Origin of the sequence: Persicitalea jodogahamensis (assembly GCF_014651615.1) — a bacterium.
Lineage (GTDB): Bacteria > Bacteroidota > Bacteroidia > Cytophagales > Spirosomataceae > Persicitalea > Persicitalea jodogahamensis.
The window spans coordinates 132,551-148,988 of record NZ_BMXF01000003.1; the positions used below are offsets into that span (position 1 = coordinate 132,551).

At 51.6% G+C, this 16,438-nt stretch carries 16 protein-coding genes; 10 read left to right on the forward strand and 6 right to left on the reverse strand.

From position 1 onward, the window contains the following. Positions 1–4 precede the first annotated feature (4 nt). The 5 genes from IE117_RS15905 to IE117_RS15925 all read left to right on the forward strand — a co-directional run bounded on the left by IE117_RS15905 (position 5) and on the right by IE117_RS15925 (position 3,872). Positions 5–475 carry a nuclear transport factor 2 family protein gene (locus tag IE117_RS15905; RefSeq protein ID WP_189565479.1) on the forward strand — a complete coding sequence of 157 codons (471 nt, stop codon included), beginning with the start codon at positions 5–7 and terminating at the stop codon, positions 473–475. A gap of 69 nt (positions 476–544) precedes the next feature. Beyond that, positions 545–1,171: a hypothetical protein gene (locus tag IE117_RS15910; RefSeq protein ID WP_229581015.1), complete on the forward strand. Its 627-nt coding sequence runs from the start codon at positions 545–547 to the stop codon at positions 1,169–1,171. A 144-nt stretch (positions 1,172–1,315) separates the two neighbouring features. Next, positions 1,316–2,323: a peptidase associated/transthyretin-like domain-containing protein gene (locus IE117_RS15915; protein WP_189565480.1), complete on the forward strand. Its 1,008-nt coding sequence runs from the start codon at positions 1,316–1,318 to the stop codon at positions 2,321–2,323. Positions 2,324–2,453: 130 nt separating this feature from the next. Continuing rightward, positions 2,454–2,993, forward strand: coding sequence for a dihydrofolate reductase family protein (locus IE117_RS15920; protein WP_189565481.1), 540 nt, complete (start codon positions 2,454–2,456; stop codon positions 2,991–2,993). A 99-nt stretch (positions 2,994–3,092) separates the two neighbouring features. Continuing rightward, the gene (locus IE117_RS15925) at positions 3,093–3,872 is read left to right on the forward strand and encodes a carboxypeptidase-like regulatory domain-containing protein (protein WP_189565482.1); all 780 of its coding nucleotides are present in this window, start codon (positions 3,093–3,095) and stop codon (positions 3,870–3,872) included. Between the two features lie 452 nt (positions 3,873–4,324). Here the strand turns inward: IE117_RS15925 and IE117_RS15930 are convergent, their stop codons facing one another. The 6 genes from IE117_RS15930 to IE117_RS15955 form a co-directional block, all read right to left on the reverse strand. Further along, positions 4,325–4,813 (reverse strand): lipocalin-like domain-containing protein, encoded by a 489-nt coding sequence (locus IE117_RS15930; RefSeq protein WP_189565483.1) that lies wholly within the window; start codon positions 4,811–4,813, stop codon positions 4,325–4,327. 145 nt (positions 4,814–4,958) lie between these two features. Beyond that, positions 4,959–5,426 (reverse strand): anthrone oxygenase family protein, encoded by a 468-nt coding sequence (locus tag IE117_RS15935; protein WP_189565484.1) that lies wholly within the window; start codon positions 5,424–5,426, stop codon positions 4,959–4,961. Next, positions 5,417–6,733: a glycosyltransferase gene (locus IE117_RS15940; protein WP_229581017.1), complete on the reverse strand. Its 1,317-nt coding sequence runs from the start codon at positions 6,731–6,733 to the stop codon at positions 5,417–5,419. The genes IE117_RS15935 and IE117_RS15940 overlap by 10 nt, the downstream gene beginning before the upstream one ends. 169 nt (positions 6,734–6,902) lie before the next feature. After that, positions 6,903–7,694, reverse strand: coding sequence for a LytR/AlgR family response regulator transcription factor (locus tag IE117_RS15945; RefSeq protein WP_189565485.1), 792 nt, complete (start codon positions 7,692–7,694; stop codon positions 6,903–6,905). Further along, positions 7,666–8,868: a sensor histidine kinase gene (locus IE117_RS15950; protein WP_189565486.1), complete on the reverse strand. Its 1,203-nt coding sequence runs from the start codon at positions 8,866–8,868 to the stop codon at positions 7,666–7,668. Before IE117_RS15950 ends, IE117_RS15945 begins: the two co-directional genes overlap by 29 nt. Before the next feature lie 139 nt (positions 8,869–9,007). After that, the gene (locus IE117_RS15955; protein WP_189565487.1) at positions 9,008–9,868 is read right to left on the reverse strand and encodes a DUF4440 domain-containing protein; all 861 of its coding nucleotides are present in this window, start codon (positions 9,866–9,868) and stop codon (positions 9,008–9,010) included. Between the two features lie 324 nt (positions 9,869–10,192). Between IE117_RS15955 and IE117_RS15960 the strand changes: the two genes are divergently transcribed. The 5 genes from IE117_RS15960 (at position 10,193) to IE117_RS26425 (ending at position 16,388) form a co-directional block, all read left to right on the forward strand. Then, positions 10,193–10,771 carry a hypothetical protein gene (locus tag IE117_RS15960; RefSeq protein ID WP_189565488.1) on the forward strand — a complete coding sequence of 193 codons (579 nt, stop codon included), beginning with the start codon at positions 10,193–10,195 and terminating at the stop codon, positions 10,769–10,771. Positions 10,772–10,797: 26 nt separating this feature from the next. Next, on the forward strand, positions 10,798–11,946 hold the full coding sequence (locus tag IE117_RS15965; RefSeq protein WP_189565489.1) for a serine hydrolase domain-containing protein: 1,149 nt from the start codon (positions 10,798–10,800) through the stop codon (positions 11,944–11,946). A gap of 190 nt (positions 11,947–12,136) precedes the next feature. Beyond that, positions 12,137–14,593: an ABC transporter permease gene (locus IE117_RS15970; protein ID WP_189565490.1), complete on the forward strand. Its 2,457-nt coding sequence runs from the start codon at positions 12,137–12,139 to the stop codon at positions 14,591–14,593. Positions 14,594–15,012: 419 nt separating this feature from the next. Further along, entirely contained in the window at positions 15,013–15,402 is a 390-nt protein-coding gene (locus IE117_RS15975; protein WP_189565491.1) for a hypothetical protein, read from the forward strand. A gap of 353 nt (positions 15,403–15,755) precedes the next feature. Continuing rightward, positions 15,756–16,388: an outer membrane beta-barrel protein gene (locus tag IE117_RS26425; protein WP_189565492.1), complete on the forward strand. Its 633-nt coding sequence runs from the start codon at positions 15,756–15,758 to the stop codon at positions 16,386–16,388. Positions 16,389–16,438 lie beyond the last annotated feature (50 nt).

The following is a 16,438-nucleotide window of genomic DNA, read 5'->3' on the forward strand; positions in this document are numbered from 1 at the left end:
TCCAATGATAATTAAAAGACGGCTAAATCTACAAAAGGCGTATCATGCCTGTCTGGGCGCGGTACTGGCAGTGGATTCTACGGTCACGCTAGCCCAAAAAATGGACAATGAAATGGAAACGGAAATAAAACAAGCTGTGGCGATCTTTGACCAGGCTACCGCCAGGCGCGACATCGAGACCCTCAAATCAGTACTGCATCCAGACTACCGGGTGACCGCGAACCGCTTTCGCGGGACGCCGGGCACTACGCTCATCACGCGGGAAACGTATCTCGAAATGATGAAAGACGGCAAGATTGGCGGAACGAAATACGAAGAAGAATTCAGGCAAATAAGTGTCACAGGCCACACCGCAATGGTGGATGTAATGCTTAGAGAAATAGGCGTACCGGCCATGCACAAGTACCTGTTTCTGGTGCAGAATGAAAAAGACGATTGGCAGATTATCAGTGATTTGCCCATAGTGATAAAATAGGCCATTGACTTCCACCCTGGAAGCTGCCTGACTAGGGACCGCTGGTCAGGCAGCTTTTTAAACGCAGTCATGTATGATTTTGGTCGACATGCATGTATCGAACTTGAAGGCCACACCCTAAAGGATACCGCTGATCATGTTGTCTTAAAGCGGGCCAGAGAAAGTCAACAGCTTTCAAGACCCTGGTTTCATTATCAAAAAGAAACATCGGAAACATCAATTCATAATGCAATGGTAAGTGCGAAGAATACCGAAACAAACTGGTACCCTGAAAAAAGGTTAGTCGTAACGCAAATAAGCGGAGACGTCGACAAAGGCGATATCGAACAGTGGGAACAATCCTTCGGGAGCACCTTAGAGCAGATTGAAGACGACTCGACCTTCAAAATTTTTGTCAACATGCATGGATTTAAGGCGGTTAACATTGACGCACATAAGAGATTCAGAGGCGTTGTCCTCTTGATACTGGCTAATTACGGCTGGAAAGTGGGCTACGTGAACCTATTTGAAGAGGAGGCTAAAACAATGACCTATAGGAACGCGAGGGGCATAAAATGCGTCGGGGTAGCACACGCGCATCAGGACGAGACCAAAATGGATATGTATGAAACGAGATTCGGTAGCGACAGGGAACATTTTTTCATTGACCCAGCGCAAGCCAGGCAATGGATAGAGGATCTGGATATAGAGAGCTAGGAACAACACTTACAAACAAGAAGCCCGAACCGTCGATATTGGTGTTTCGCAAAGACAGGATGTATTTCCAAAAACGGTCCACACCAGACATCAATTCTCGACAAGGCTGAAAATTCGAAACTTTTACAATAAACGCTGCTATTTATGTTTTTGACAAAGATTGAATTGTTGTGTTTGGCTGCCCTGATGCTGCTGGGGTGCAAAGATCCTGATACGGTCGGGGGCGGACAGACCAGCGAATGGGGCGAGCAACCCGCTTTGCCCGTAGTGCAGGGGGAAGCCACTTTTTCCCTCGGTGCGGAGGAAGACTATGTGAGCGTGATGGGCAACACAATGCCCAGGATGCCCAATTTCCCGACTTTGCAACCTAAGAAAGGAATTGCGCGCGGGTATGTGACCGATTTGAGCGGTAAACCCCTGGAAGGTGCTCACATAGGCATAAGGTCTACGGCAACGGGAGGGTACTATTCGGGAGCCTCTGATGACACCGATGCCAACGGCTACTATGAGATATCGATTCCCTGGGGTGCGGCTGAATTCTATGCCGCTGGTTACACCATCGACTACGGCCAGGGCAGGGCGGCCATGAGCCTTTACGCTACGGATGGCAAATTGGGTAGTTTTCCTTCGGCGGACGGCCTGGTCAAGAATTTCGTTCTCCTATCTTATGGAGTTCTGAACAGGGACCTCATAAGTCAACGCCCCAAAGATCCCACGAATTTTGCGGGCGGGTCGTTGTACATCACCTACAATGTGATCGATGCTTCGTCGGTGTATAACCCTCCGGGATATATTCCCGAAAATGCCGAAATTCAGGTGACACTTACCCCGGACGGTCCCGGTTTGTTCGGAGAACAAAAGACCTTTGTAATCAATAAGAAAGTCAGCCAGTATGAATATAACTTTCTGATTATGAATGTTCCGGTGGGGAAATACACAATTGATGCCAGGATGAAAAATGGGCCGGCGCTTAGTATGGAAGCCGTGGGACGGTATGCGAACGCGTATCCTTATTTTGGTCTAAAGCCCGCCACAGCAACCGGAACGGCAAAATTACTGCTCACGCCCGAAACTAATTCTCAGGCTTCAACTACCCTTCCCAATCGGAGTAACTGGGGCTCCTTACAAATTTGGGTTAAGGTTGTGGAATAAGAATTTCTTACCGGCGAACTGATGGCCGGTACTTTTTGTGACTTGTTGGGTGTTCCCAAAAAATCGAATCATAAGCCAAGAATGGAATCCCAAGTTTACACGCTCTCTCACCACCATTTTAATCATTCGTATGATTTCGGATAGGAAGGTCATTCTTTACATCGCCATGAGTTTGGATGGCTACATAGCAGAACCCAATGATGATCTCACTTTTTTGTCAATTGTCGAGCAGGAAGGCCAGGATTATGGCTATGTTGACTTCATCAAGACCGTGGATGCGGTCATCGTAGGAAGACGCACCTATGACAAAGTGATCGCTATGGGCTACGATTTTCCCCATAGCAATAAAGACGCTTATGTGCTTACCCGCACGGAGCGACCAGCGATCGGAAACGTTAAGTTTTATATCGATAGTTTGAAGGGTCTTGTCTCAGGCCTGAAAATGAAACCGGGTCGGAACATCTTTGTCGACGGCGGAGCAGAAACGGTAAACGGGCTGTTGAAGGATAATCTGATTGATAAATTTTATATTTCAATCGTACCGATTCTTTTAGGAGACGGCATACCCTTATTCAATAGCGGTCAACCCCAACAACGGCTTAAGCTTTTAGAAACGCAGGATTTCGAAAAGGAATTGGTACAGCTACACTATGCTCGTTCAGACAATTAAACCGAATTTTACCAGGATAGCCCGGGTATCGGCCAGAAAGCTCCCTCAGTCTTAGGCAGAAACTTGAAAGAGTTTACAATTTAAATTTCAAAACAAGCCGTGAACAAAAACAACCTCCAAAAAACGCAACGCGCCTGCCTTGGCGCGATGCTGGCCCTATCACTGGCCAGTGCTAGTTGCCACACCTCTTCACCTGATCCGGGCGGTGGTGATCCCGATAAGCCCAGAGCAGGCTACGTAACGGGCAAAGCGGTCGATTCCCAGGGAAAACCTCTGTCGGGTGTAGAAGTGGTGATCGACAATACGCTATTTTACAATACCAACCTGCTCACCAATACCGATGCCAACGGGCTGTATCGGGTACAAACACCCAACGGAAGCTGGCGGGCCACCGCCCAGGTCAGACGCACGTATAATGGTAAGAGTTACCGGCTTGACCTAGCGCCTAACACGGCTGATGCTTTTACCGGTGACGAGGGTGCCGTGCGCCATTTCGAGTGGCGGCTGTCGGGTGAAAAGTCTGACAATCCCGGGGCGTTCTACGGGGGCTCGGTGGAAGTAAGTAATGAAGTGGGTAAAGGCCCTTACGATGCGGAGAACGTCGAGTTTACCTTTACGCCCGTTGGCCCGCTCATCGATGGCTCGGCCGGCAAAACGCTGGTGTTGTCCTACGATACGTACTACGGCCGCATTCCCGACGTACCTATCGGGCGCTACCGGATTACGGCGGTGTACAAGCCAACAGATACCCGCCTGCAACTTAGAAACCGGGTGAATGGTACCTACGCAGCCGATGGAGCGGTCACGATGGACTTCTTCGGGGAAATTCCCTATTGGTCGTGTACCAACTGCATGTTCCTGGAATACAGCGAACCCTGAATGATAGGAAACATCATCAAAAAGCCCCGCCGGAAATTCCGGCGGGGCTTTTTGATGGATGCAAACAATCGGTTTTTATTTATTTCGTATTTCCAGCCACAACAAAACGGTAGTTACCAATACGTGGAGCACCCGATATGACAGCAACTCAAACCGAGGATTATTTTCCTAAAACCTCACAATCGAAATCGTACTAATCCTGCCAGATCCTAAGGATCATCGCGTTAAGCGCGGTCATTTGGATGGTGCATTTTTTCATGGCTGCTATTTTCCGTGCTTATCCCGCCCGGCGGCCAGGTTGGTGACCACCTTGTGGCGCTCGGGCGGAATGGGCTTCTTTAAGGACTTTCAATCCTCTACATACTAACAACCTATATACCAGAACGCACCAGCTCCTGGCGCTCCTGCGATTTTTCAGAGCAAAGCATACACTTCATTACACTACGCGCTATTCAGTCGGCTTTCAACACTACGGTTATCGTGTAGTTAGTGCCTTCAATGGCGGTCGTATTCTGCATTTTGAGGCGGGTGGCGGTGCTTTCCTGCACCACCCAGTGCTGCTCCTCGCCTTCCGAATCTTTGATCAAAAGGGTTTTATTGTCGGACGTGTAAGTCCAGGTGCCGAGTTGCTCCTCGGCGGGATCAATGGCGTCGCAGCGTTTCCCGCCGTTGTCAAGTACGTATTTGCCGTCACCCCGGAAACTTATCTTATCGTCCTTCTCACAGTCGGGCAGCGGGGCGTACAAGTCCTCGTCAGGTATGCCGTCGCCGTTGAGGTCGATTTTCGGACTAACCGTGCTTGAGACGGCGAGCCATTTCTTGTCGACGAAAACGGGCTTGCCATCGGGGTTCACACCGGGTTTTTCCGTTTTACAGGAATTGAGATAGAAGAGGGCTAGCACGAGTAGCACGTGCCATCCTTGAGCAGTTTGTTTTTTCATGACTTTTTTTAATAAATTTTTGATTGGTTTGGGCAGCAAAACAACGGCACCAGGGTTAAGCGACCTTTTGTCTTTATCCAGAATGAAACTTGGGTTATCCGAATCGACCGTCCGCTGATGCGGTGTGGCTGGCGGAATACGTCGATTACAATCGTGAAAAGAGGCTGACCAGCAGACATAGCAAGGCAGTTATGCTACATCCCTGCCGCCAGTGCATATACGCAAGCCATTGGTCGCGTACTGTTGCCCAGTCGGCCGGGTGGACCGTGGCAGTCCAACCCATCATCTGCTGGTTGATTGGCACGTTCCCCTTCACCGCAATGACCATGTCGATCAGCACCAGCAAAAGGGCCGCGGCCGAAAGGCAAAAAGTCAGGGTATGGATTTGCTGGCGGAGTAGGATCAGCACCGCAATTCCACTTAAAGCGCACATCGGATAAAGAATTTTTAGATTGGGGCCGATCGCAATATCGATGGCCTTCCGCTGCTCGATGAATGCGTGGACTGATACGTAGCGAACGCCCGCCGTTCCGCCAATGAGGTAAAAAAAGGCCTGCCCGGCGATAATGCACAGCAGCAGAACCTGGATGAATTGAATCGTTTTCAAAACCATAACTCGGGGATAATAGGAGTGGGGGCCAGCAGCCGTTCAATCGATTCCTGGCAAATCCGGTTCGCGTCGTATTCCAAAAACTCCCGGCTCAGCCGCTCGGTGTTCCGGCGGTAGTTTGGATCTTTGAGAACAGCCTCCACCGCCTCGCGGACTTGCTCGACGCCGGGCCGTTCGGTTTTTAAGCTGATGCCCAGCCGGAAGTAGTTTACACGAGCCGCTATTTCGGACTTGCCCTCATGGACGCCGGCGACCACCATCGGGAGTCCGTGGCTGGCTGCCATCAATACGCCCCCATAACCCGCATTCGTCACGAATACATCGGCCAACGGCATCAGCGCGGCGAAGTCGATGAAATCGTGAATGTATATATTGGGCTGCGGGAAGCGCAATTGTAATTCTTGGGTGAAGGAACCACCCGTTGTGGCAATCACCAGCGTCGCCGGGTCGTCAGCGAAAGCCGACAGGGTAGGCACCAACAGCTTTTCCGGGTTGCGTTCGACGGTTCCCTGGGTCACCAACACCATTCGGCGGTACTTGGCAGAATCGATGCCATCCGGTATTGCGGATGTCCCGCTGACCTGGTAGGGTAATAATGGCCCCACGTACTTCACATTAGGACTGGTGGTAGAACGGAAATACTCGAAGCCCGGCACGCCACTTTGCCAATATACATCCACGTGCCGTACCAGAGTATCCAGGAAAAACCGATCCTGCGGACGAATGCCGTACTGGCGAAGGTATTGGTTAAAAATCCGGGTACAGGATTTGAAAAGGATTTCCTGACTTACCAGCCGCAAAAAATCCTGCTTGCGCCGTCCCCAGAAAGATTGGGCGGGTTCCATGCCCATGCCGGCGGGTGGCAGGTCGTTGGAGCTTTCTCCTAGCGGAGCAATACCCGCTGCGGCTACGGGAACACCGAAAACTGGTTGGATTAAGGGCGAAGCGGCAAAGAGTACATCGCACACCACCAGATCGAAATTGAATTCTTCCCTAATTTTTTTTAGGTCTTCGATAAATTCCGGGATGCGGCGCAGGAAGATGTGCTCCATATCGAAGCGCAAGCGTGGTACTGTGCCTTTGATCCGTTGTCGCTCGGGAAATACAAGCTCCAGATTGTCCTGATTGATCTCCTTGGCTTTGTGGAAAGGGAAATACGGAATCGAAAGTTTTTCGACCGTAGCGGCGTAACTCGGGCCGCTGTACCAGCGGACATCATAACCGCAATTTTTGAGGTGAACCGCCAACCCGGTCAGCGGTTTGAGGTGGCCGTCCATGGGCATGGTGGCAAACAGGATTTTTTTCTGCATTATTCTGACTATTTGAAAATTGATTTCTTCAAAATAAATGCCTCATTTTCCCTTCCAACAGCCCCTTTATCCAAACTAATTTAATCATTCTCTGAACAGCAACATCCCACTTTTAATGCAAGGGGCACCTCCTCAAGTCCAGGATTTAAAATCCATCATTTATCACTCCTTACCCTGCCTTCGCAAAAAATGCCTTTAAATTCTCCCGATAATTGCGTGTCCATTTGAGCTGTTGCCCGGTTTTCATATGGACAATGTACTCGCCATTGAAGTAGGTCTCGACCGTACCGATGTAATTGAGGTTGACGATGTAAGAGCGGTTGATCCGCACGAAATCCGCCGGATCCAGCTTGGTTTCCAGACTTGTCAGACTCTCGTATATGGTATGGCGTTCAGGAATCCCACTGCGACTTAATGTGTGCAGGGTGATATAATTGCCATCGGCGTCGAGATAGATTATGTCTTCGGTTTTTACCAGATACATTCGACCAGTTTCCTTCACTAGAATCCGGCGAAGGTAGTTTCCGCGTGGCTGGGAAGCTTGCTCGGCCATCAGTTGGTTGACAAGGGCTTCGATGCGCGGTTGCGTCTGCTGGGTGAGCCGCTCCTGCACCCGGCCCAGGGCCTGGTGAAAGCGCAACTCGTTAAAGGGCTTCAGCAGATAATCGATCGCATTGACCTCAAAGGCCCGCAGTGCGTACTGGTCATATGCCGTAGTAAATACCACGAAAGGCTGGTGGTGCGGCCAGATCTCCTTCAAGACCTCGAAGCCGTCCAACTCAGGCATCTGGATGTCCAGAAAAATCAAATCGGGTCGATGCTGAAGAATTTTGATGACGGCTTCGGTCCCATTGCCCGCTTCGTCCATCACGCTGATGGCCGGGTCAGCTTGCAGGAAAGTACGGATGACGCGCCGGGCCAGTGGCTCGTCGTCAATGATGAGCAAGCGATGATTCGTCATGAGTGGGAGCGGTAAAGGGACTTTTTTGGCATGGGAAAACCATCGTCACAAAGGTGCCGACGCCGGGCGGCTGTTCGAATTTCAGGTGAGCACCGGCACCGTATGCCTGATGCAAACGAGTCCGGGTGTTGGCAAGTCCTAGACCCGTGCCCTTCCGGCTGATGTTGGATAGCCGACAGCCGGGACCGTTGTCGTACACAACAATGCGAAGGTCTTCCCCGAGCTGGCGGGTTGATATACGCACCAGAGCTTCACCCGCCATTCCTGCCACGCCGTGGGTGACGGCGTTTTCAACCAGCGGTTGTAGCAGCAGTTGAGGTACGGGGCAATTCTCGGTGGTTGGGTCGATGTCGTATTCAATGCGGAGCCTATCCTGAAAACGGATTTGCTGAATGGCCAGGTACTGCCGTGTCAGGTTCAACTCGTCACGCAAAGTTAGGAAATTGTCGTCTTGACGCGCCAGTACCCCCCGTAGCAGATCGCTAAGAGCGGTTACCATGTCTATGGCTTTGCGGGTGTCGTTTTCCAGCATCAGACTGACAATGGCGTGGTGGGTATTGAACAGGAAGTGCGGGTTGAGTTGCATTTTTAGCGATTGAAGCCGCGCATCGGCAAGATTGGTTTTCAGTTGTTCGTTTTTAAGCTCATAGGCGTGGTTCTGTGCCTGCAAGGCGCTGTACTGACGACCATTGACTATGATGCTATACCCTACGATGACCAAAAGGTACGTGATGATATTGATGGAATAATTGTAGAAAAACCAAACCAGTATTGTTTTTTGGTCAAGCCACTGTCCCATTTCGTAGGCGTGCAACGGCCGCACCAGAAGATAGGACACAACCGCTACCAAAAAGCCCAGCGCCGTGGCGATGAGCACATGCATAAAAATAGTACGGGGCCATCGGCACTGCCTCGTGATCAGCCGGATCGGAAAACGCTGGGCGGCATAGAGAATCAGCGGCGTGAGGCCCATCCACATCAGGTAATTGATGAGCCATTGCGCCGATTCGGAGAGGTACATCGTCGGAGAACTACTTAGCAACCAAACAAGGGTGTATTGCACGTAGGAGATTACCGCCAGCACACCCCAAAAAAGCAGGGCGTATCGCCAGAACTCGCGGGGCGTGACGGGTAAATCGGCACGGCGCAGCAGATGTTGGATAAAATTATTCATGGGAGTCTGGGATAAAAGCTCCGTGAATTTAGAGAAAAGGTCAGGCCTGAAAAAGCACTTTTTTTTTGCCGCAGGAAATTTTGTTTGAACGGGTGTTTTTGCCGTTTGAAAGCTTGGCGGCTCAACAATATATCCCCGGTTAATCAGCTTCTGCAAACACTTCCTGGGCCAGCTGCCATCCGTTATTTCGTTTTCGCCAAATGCGCAGGTACCCGCGCCGTTTCTCATTGAAGATTACAAAGCCGTAGGTATAGCCCAGATCCCCGGCTCGGGAGGTGACGGCGCGGAGGGTTTGAACCTGTGTGACCTGGGGTAGGGTACCTAATTTCTCGCGGGCAGCCAAACCCTTATAAGGTCGGTGACCGGCATGAAGGATTCGTAGGGAGTCAGTATTAGGTAGAATGAGCTGATAGGCAGCACGGAGTCCACTTTGGCGAGCCGTACTGGCGAAGGTCGAATCAGCCAGTGACAGCTCTCGATTGGTTATCGCCGTATCAATTGTTGCGGTTTTTTTTGTCCCGAATTGGTCTGGTGCGGGTAGGGGAGTTTCAGTTTGGTTGGGCTTCCCATGGTTGCAGCCGAAGTCGATGAGCACTTTCCACCGCCCGGTTTCTGTTTTGTGCCAAACGCTGGTGTACTGTCCAAAGACGGTGGGTTCGTCGTCCGTCGCCCGTCGGCTGAATTCGTAAGGTCCGGTCGTGTACCCGAAATCGCCCGAAGCAGAAATTTCAGCGTAAGCAGGTCGCCAGCTTAGCAAGCCCGACCCGTCAGGCTGCCGATCGTAAACAGTTTGCCCTGCCACGAAATTCTGGTTCAGGAAAACCACCGATTGCTCGTCCAGATTATCCAGGAAGGCTCGCCGGATGCCATCGGATTTTGCCTGTCGGCCAAAAGCTCGTTCAGCAGCCACCAGCGCCTCATAGTCAGCCTGAACCGTGGTGGCTTCACTTTGCATGAAGACGTAGGCGAGCAAGAAAAGTGATTGGTAAAGTTGTATCATAGAGTTTCGGGTTGATTTTTTTTCAAAACTACCGGAACGCTTACGTGCAAACTCCTAAAATTATCCGAAGGCCCCCGGCCATTGTCCGAGCAGCCTGAATATCCTTTCAACTGCCCTTTCCGAGAAAACCAACTGAACGCTATTTCACAAATTTTGACCAAGCTCCACCAGGCTTTACAACTCACGTGGCAGATTGCTCACTTCAAAAAGTGAAAGGGAGATTTCAAACAATGGGATATACTGCTCATCTTTCCTATGTCCAATTTTACCCGTCGAATTCCAAGTGAGATTTGGCGGGTCTTTTTACAAAAAAAACTTATTGGCATGAAACTATCCTTCACCTTAGCACTGGTCTGTACTTTGGGCGTGGCCATTGCTCAGTCGCCTCCAGCCAGTCGGCCTGGAGTACCGTTGACGATTAGCGTTTTTGCAGAATCGATCAGCCTTCCCACGTTCAGTCACATGCAGAAAGGTGGCCTGGGTCTGAAAATCGGCACCGAGTTCTATTACCGAAACCGGCCCGGCTCCCAGACAATTCAAAACGTAGCGGCGGGTTACTACCACCATCCGCAGGTGCAGAGCGGATGGTTTGTCAACACATCAGTGGGATACCGAAAATTCGTCGGCGGCTTTTTTGTGGATGCCCTGGTTGGAGGCGGTGCTTTGCTCCTGAGGCCCGTCGCCCCGTCGTACACCTGCGACGAGAGCACGGGTACTTACCGAAAGGCTTCGGCCGCACAATTCAAATTCATGCCGACCTTGCAGACGGGTATCGGGTACCGCTTGCCGAATCGGGCGCTGTTTTTTGCCCGCTACGAACTGTTTGGCGAAATGCCTTTCCGCTCCGTAGTCTTGCCCCATCAGGCAATTAGCGCGGGAACGCAATTGCATCTTCCAAAATAATACCCTCACTATTTTATTCATGGGCCATGAAAACCAAACAAATCATTCATCTTGCCGCCTTCCTGGGTCTAGCATTGGCTGGATGCCAGGAGTCGCAGGTAGCACCCGATACGACGGAAACAGATAGCCCCTATCGCGATCATCCCAAAAATGACCAATATCAGGCGGCACTCTCGACATTTAACAAGCAATGGCGGCAACCCGGTAATATTCTGTTGCTAAAACGGGCAGGTGAACCGCTCTGGACGGGCGCGGTTGGCAAATCAGACCTCGAGCGCCAGCGTAATCTGCAGATTTCCGATCCCTTTCGGGCGGGCAGCATCACCAAAACGTTCGTGGCTGTCGCCATTATGAAGTTGCAGGAGGAGGGCAAACTCCAACTGGAAAACACCCTCGGCGAACTGCTGCCGGAGATGCTCCAACATATCGCCGGGGCCGACCGGATTACGCTGTGGCAAATGCTCTCCCACACCAGTGGTATTTTCGATCCGGTCAACGATGACGCCCAGTATCAACTCGATCTACTTAATAATCCAGCCAAACGACTGGCGATGTCCACGCGCGATATTCTGGCCCGTTACGTGTACGGGCGGAAGTTGCAGTTCGAACCCGGCGAGCGTTTCGGCTATAGCAACACCAACTACTGGCTGTTGGGAATGATACTGGAAAAGAAAAGCGAAAAGAGGCTACAAGCGGTACTCGATGAACTTGTTTTCCAACCCGCCGACCTGCACCAAACCTACTTCGAGCCGCGCGATGATCGGAATGTAGTGCGTGGATATGCGGATTTTTACACAAATGGCAAACTCATGGACGTATCTCTGCTGGACCGTGCCGATAGTGAAGGACGGGCAAGTGGTGGACTGATTACGACCGCCGGGGACTTGCTTCGATTTAGTGACGCCCTTTTTGGTGGAAAAATCGTCAGCGCGGCTTCCCTAAAAGCGATGATGACTTTGCCATCCATACGGCAAGGAACGACGGAGTATGGTCTTGGGCTGGATTCTTACACTTCACCTCTTGGCGTGGCCTGGGGACATAACGGCAATCTGCTGGGAGTCGATGCCAATTGGTTTTACTTCCCAGACCGAAAGGCCACTTTTGTCCTTTTTGGCAATAATGGCGGCGGGGCCGACAAGTCGTTTGTGAATAAATTACTGGAGAAGGAGCTTTAATGATTACCACTATTCAGCTTTTCGATGGGTTGATTAATATGTAAAATTCATTATTGCATCATTCTGTGGCTTGTTGTTCAGGCATTTATCAGATTGCCTGAATCCATTTTGCTTTGATACATCAAGCCCATTCAGGGCCAACGGTAGCGAGTTCAAGTTTTTTTGATCTACCATTATCCTTTTCCAGTCGATGCGTTCTTCTATCCTGAGCAATTATCTGAAAATCGCCTTCCGTAACCTCTGGCGCAGCAGGGTATTTTCGGCCATAAACATCATTGGTCTTTCCGCAGGCTTGACCTGTTGCTTTCTGATCATGCTGTTCGTCCGGCATGAATTGAGTTACGATCAGTTCCAAGCGCGGTACGACCGTATTTACCGCATCGCTTACCTCCCACGTTTTGCGGGCATGGGGCAACCCCTGGCCCTGACTCCCCCACCGGTGGCACCGCTGCTGGCCGAAAACTTTTCGGAAATCGAAACTACCGCCCGGATGTTTCGCAGCCCCGCGACGGTAGCCGTAGAAAGGGCGGGCGAAATATTCAAGTACGACGAGGAGCGGTTCTTCTTCGCCGACCCGGCCATTCTGGACATTTTTTCTTTCGACTTCGTGCAGGGCAGTCCGCGTGATGCCCTGCGGGATAAGTTTTCGGTCGTACTGAGCGAGAAGGTAGCCCGGCGATATTTTGGAGAAGTCAACCCACTGGGGAAAATGATTTCCTATGAGGGCAAGCACCCGATGAAGGTGATGGGCGTGGTGCGGGATTTTCCCGACAACTCACACATTCACCCCGAGTTGCTGGCCAACTTCGAAACCATGTACGCCACCGAAAATGAGGGGGCGCAGGAGAACTTGCCCTACAATTGGGTCATTTCCCATTCCATCACCTACGTGCTGCTGCGACCAGGCCGCTCGCCCGAAACGGTGAACGCCCGTTTTCCTAAATTTATCAAAGCCCACGCCGACGCACAGGTAGCCGACGGTATCGAGTATCGACTCGAACCCATGCGGGACTTCTACCTGCGGACTAACGCCCAAAATACGCCCGAATCCGTAGGTAGTTTGAGTATCCTATACGTGTTTTTGGGGATCGCCGGGTTGACGCTGCTCATTGCCTGTATCAACTTTGTCAACCTATCGACAGCCCGCTCGCTGCGACGCGCCAAAGAGGTGGGCGTTCGCAAAGTACTCGGTAGCCGGCGAAGGCAACTGATTTTCCAGTTTCTGGGTGAGTCGCTGCTGCTAAGCGGACTGGCGCTGCTTTTAGCGCTACTACTAACTATACTATTGCTTCCTACCCTCAACCATCTGACCGATAAGCATCTTGATTTATCGTACTTCCTGAACGACCGCTGGCTTTTGTTGGCATGTATGGGGATTACCCTGCTGGCGGGGTTGCTTTCCGGCGCGTACCCGGCTTTTGTGGTGGCGGGCTTCCAACCCGTGGCGACGCTGAAAGGAAACTTCCTGACCGGGACGGCAAATGGCAACCTTGTGCAGAAAATACTCTTGGGGGTACAGTTCGTCGCGTCTATCGCGCTGATTGCCGGGACTCTCATCATGGCGCAGCAAATGGATTTTCTCGAAAACCGACCGCTGGGTTTCGACCAGGATTTTATCATCACCGCCTCTGTGCGCAACCCAAAGATTACCAACGTATTCGCCACTTCCTCCGACAGTAGCTACCAGCGGCTGGATACCTTCCGGGAGGTACTGCTGCAAAATCCCCGAATACAAGCCGTGACGTTGTCGAGCCAGACGCCTGGAAACGGCAGTGTGCGGCGCAACGTCATCCCCGAAGGACGCGCGGCCGAGGACAACCTGTTCGTGTCTGTACTGGCGGTTGACTACAACTTTACGGATACCTACCAGCTGAAACTCAGGGCGGGACGAAGTTTTTCGAAGCAGTTCATGACTGACCGGACGGAAGCTTTCCTGATCAATGAAAAAGCCGTGCAGGAATTTGGCTGGGCTTCGCCGGAAGCATCGCTTGGGAAGTCGCTCAACCTCGAGGGAAAAGCAGGTAAGGTAGTGGGCGTATTGCAGGATTTTCACAACCAATCGCTCTATGCACCGATATCCAGCGTAGTGCTGACCGTAGAACCACCCCAGCTGACGCTGATTTCCCTGAAACTACACCCCCAGGAAATGGACGCCACCCTGCAATTTATTGCCAAAGAATGGGATCGGTTTTTTCCCGAAAAAAGCTTTGACTATGCTTTTCTGGATCAGGACCTGGCTCAAAATTACGAGCGCGAGCAGCGGCGCAGTACCCTTATCAGCTACTTTGCGGGGCTGGCCATTTTGATTAGCTGCCTTGGTTTGTACGGACTCATTATGCTCGTGACCCAGCAGAGAACGCGGGAAATTGGCATTCGAAAAGTACTGGGAGCCAGCGTGGCGAGCGTGGTCCTGCTGCTTACCCGCAATTTCGTTGGGCTGGTCGCATTGGCCCTGCTCGTCGCCAGTCCCATTGCCTGGTACTTTATGAATCAATGGCTCGAAGGCTTCGCCTACCGGATCGACATTGCGTGGTGGGTGTTTGGCGTCGCGGGCCTGCTGGCGCTGGGCATTGCTCTGGTCACGGTAAGTTTTCAGGCGTTGAAGGCAGGGCTGATGAATCCGGTCAAGTCGCTGAGAAGTGAGTAGGCTACATCCGCAGGGAATGCGCTTGTGTCGGCGTTACCATTAATTCGGATATGCCGGAAATTTCCACAAAAAAGCTGAACACCCATAATCTGAATAGCCATGAAGAATTGTTATCCTAACCGTATTGCGCCCCCCCTCCCGACCTTCCCCCGCTCCTGCCGGGTTACCTTTTTATTGATAGTCGGCTTGTGCCTTTTTACAGGTAATCTGTACGCCTAGTCGCTCGCCCGCACTACTGTATCGGGCCAACTATTTGACGCCAGCGGCAAGCCGCTGGAATACGCCACCATGCTGCTACTCCGACCCGATTCTACCTTGGCCAAAAGCGCTGTCACCGACACTGCCGGACCTACTATTTTGAAGGAATCCAGCCCGGCACCTACATTATAGCCAGTACGATGGTGGGCTACGAGCGAAGTGTGTCGAAGCCTTTCACCATCGCAAGCGATCAGCTTACTACCCAAGTACTACCAATGGTGTCGCGTGAAACCAGCCAAACCTTGGGCGAAGTGAAGGTAACGGCGGCAAAGCCCTTCGTCGAGCAATTACCTTATAAAACAGTCATCAACGTCGAGAACAACATCGTGGCCAGCGGCGGGAACGCCCTTGAAGTCCTGGAACGCGCGCCCGGCGTCCTGGTGGATAATCAGAGTGAGCGCATTGTTTTGAAAGGCCGTGAGGGTATCTTGATGATGATCGATGACAAACCTACGTACCTCTCAGCGCAGGAGGTACTCAACCTGCTGCGCAATACGCCTGCCAACAGCATCGAAACCATCGAACTCATCACCAATCCTTCGGCCCGGTAGGATGCGGCGGGCAATGCGGGCATTATCAACATCCGCCTCAAGCGAGGTACCCGGACCGACGAAACTAACGGCATCCTGACCCTCAGCAGCGGGTACGGACGCTACCCCAAATCTTCACCCGGCTTTTCACTCAACCACCGAACGGGCAAAAGAAGTCTGTTTGCCACCTATAATTACGACTACCGCAAAAGTTTTGGAAACGTAGACGCGCGGAGTTTTTTTGGCAAAGGGGACTCGCTGACCCGCTTGGTTAATCTTGGTGATCGGCCTAACACCAGCCAGAGTCACACCTTCAAGCTTGGGGTCGATTACATACTGGGTAAACGTACCACGGTGGGTGTGAGATTAACGGAATGATGAGTGCGAACACTGCCCGGATCAACAACCGGAACTTGGTATATAACACTCAAAATCACCTCACCCAGACAGTCACCATGATTTACGCTTCCACCCGTGACATCCAGCGGCTCTCGGCCAACGCCAACCTTAAGCATCGTTTCGACAACCTGGGCCGGGAAATTGTAGCTGACTTCGACCTGGCGGAGGTGGGGATTCAAACCGAGGATAACATGTACACGAAGTACTTCGGGTCAGGAAACGGGGAAATCCGTCCTGCACTCCTGCAACGCAATATCCCGCTCTCGAGCGTTACAATCCGTTCCATCAAGGCTGATTATACCCATCCTTTGGGTAAAGAAACCAGATTGGAAACCGGGGCCAAGGTTTCGTACGTCAGTTCCGATAACGACCTGAAATTTGAGACTCAAACCGAATCCGGCAATTACGTACCCGATCCACAGCGCAGCAACCAGTTCCTTTACTACGAAACCATCGCGGCGGCTTATGTTAACGGTAGCCGCAAGTGTGGTAAGTGGGTGTTTCAAGGCGGTCTGCGCGCCGAGCAAACTTACTCGTTAGGAAACTCATTGACCCTTAGTAAGGTGGTGAACCGCCGTACCTCGGCTTTTTTCCAAGTGCGTTCATAACATACAACGGTAGCAAGACGCACCAGTGGCGGGTTTCGTATAGTCGTCGA